Source organism: Faecalimonas hominis (assembly GCF_054660755.1).
In genome coordinates this window covers 1-1,657 of sequence record NZ_BAAHSH010000064.1, presented here as the reverse complement: position 1 = coordinate 1,657, position 1,657 = coordinate 1, and the positions used below count along the sequence as shown (strand labels likewise).

Sequence of the window (1,657 nt, the reverse complement as noted above, 5' to 3'; positions counted from 1 at the left end):
CCTCAATTGTAAACCGAATTTCCATACCTAATCCGTCTACATGTTGGTTTATGTGTTACAAATCTATATAAAGGAAAAGTATAGTTTTTCCTTTACAAACATTTTTCGGAGCCAGTTTCATCCTGGTTCCTTTTTTGTTAATCTTCTTGTTAATGGCGGCATAGAAAGGAGCCGACATGGCAAAATTTTTATCTTTAGAAGACAGATTAACTATTGCAAGAGGCCTACGTGAACAACTCTCATTTGGAGAGATAGCCTCTGAACTGAAACGAGATCGTTCTACCATAGCAAAAGAAATCAAGCGTTACTCTACCATCATCGAAAGTGGTTGTTCTTATTACAGCTTCAATGCCTGCATACACCGTAAACTATGCAAAGAAAAAGGCGTTTGCGGCGATCAATGCACTCGTCCATCGTCTCCAAAATGCAGCATCTGCAATAAATGCAACAATAACTGTTCAAGCTTCGAGGAAGAAGTCTGTACAACACGCTTTAAGCCACCTTATGTGTGCAACGGTTGTGCTGAACGAAATAAATGCACTCTCAAGAAAACCATTTATGATCCTGAGACAGCTCATTTAGAAGCCTCAAATAAAATATCATCTAGTAGATCTGGCTTTTGCACTACTGAAGAAGACATTGCAAGGATAAATGAAATCATTACACCTCTCATTCGCAATGGTCAATCCATACACCAAATCTACGTCAATAACGTCGATCGCCTGATGTGTAGTGAGAAGACTTTATATAACTACGTTGATGCTTGTTTATTTGATGTTCGTAACATTGATCTTCCGCGTAAGGTGAAATATCGTCCTCGCTACAAGGCACCTGAATTTAAAGTTGATCGTGCCTGCCGCAACGGAAGAACATATGCTGATTTCGAGACATTCGTTACCAATAATCCTGAATTATCTGTAGTTCAAATGGATTCTGTAATCGGAACTATTGGAGGAAAAGTTCTACTTACAATTCATTTCGTAGAAACTAGTTTTATGCTTGCTTTTTTAAGGGATGCTAATACCTCTCAGTCTGTAATAGATATCTGGAATCAACTTAACGAAAAGCTTGGAAATAGAGATTTTAACAAGCTATTCCCGGTCATTCTCACAGACAATGGATCTGAATTTTCAAATCCAGCTGCATTAGAGAACGGAGCACGCAATCGTCATCGTACAAAGGTATTTTATTGCAATCCTAGTTGTCCTTACCAAAAGGGCGCCTGTGAAGTGAATCATGAGCTCATCCGCCGGATACTTCCTAAAGGTACCTCGTTCGACAATCTCACACAGGATGATGTTAATAAGATGATGAATCATATCAACTCTTATGCACGAAGAAAGCTGAACAATCGCACTCCATACGAATCGTTCAGCTTCTTCTACGGTGAATCGATTTTAAGGAAACTTGGATGTGAACCAGTAGCCCCTGGTGACATCATCTTAAAATCCTCACTACTTAAAAAATAACTCGTAAAAACGTGTACATGCCGCCAAAATAATTTCTAAAAATAAAACAATAATAGGGGGTGGAATCTCCAGTTACAAAAATGCTGAGCGAGATTCGACTTCTGTTTGCTATACCTATTTTTACTAGTTGAACTTAGTATATCATGCCATTCTAGAATTGCCATCTGCGAAATTCGCTTACAAAACTA

General features: G+C 38.5%; 1 protein-coding gene. It reads left to right on the top strand.

What is annotated here, in order from left to right; genetic code table 11:
* Window positions 1-176: 176 nt before the first annotated feature.
* Entirely contained in the window at window positions 177-1,469 is a 1,293-nt protein-coding gene (locus ACYQ35_RS10670) for an IS30 family transposase (protein WP_178632120.1), read from the top strand.
* Window positions 1,470-1,657 lie beyond the last annotated feature (188 nt).

What these genes read in the sequence shown, in the direction of transcription:
- ACYQ35_RS10670 (WP_178632120.1), top strand. Translation starts at nt 177, where the DNA reads ATGGCAAAATTTTTATCTTTAGAAGACAGATTAACTATTGCAAGAGGC.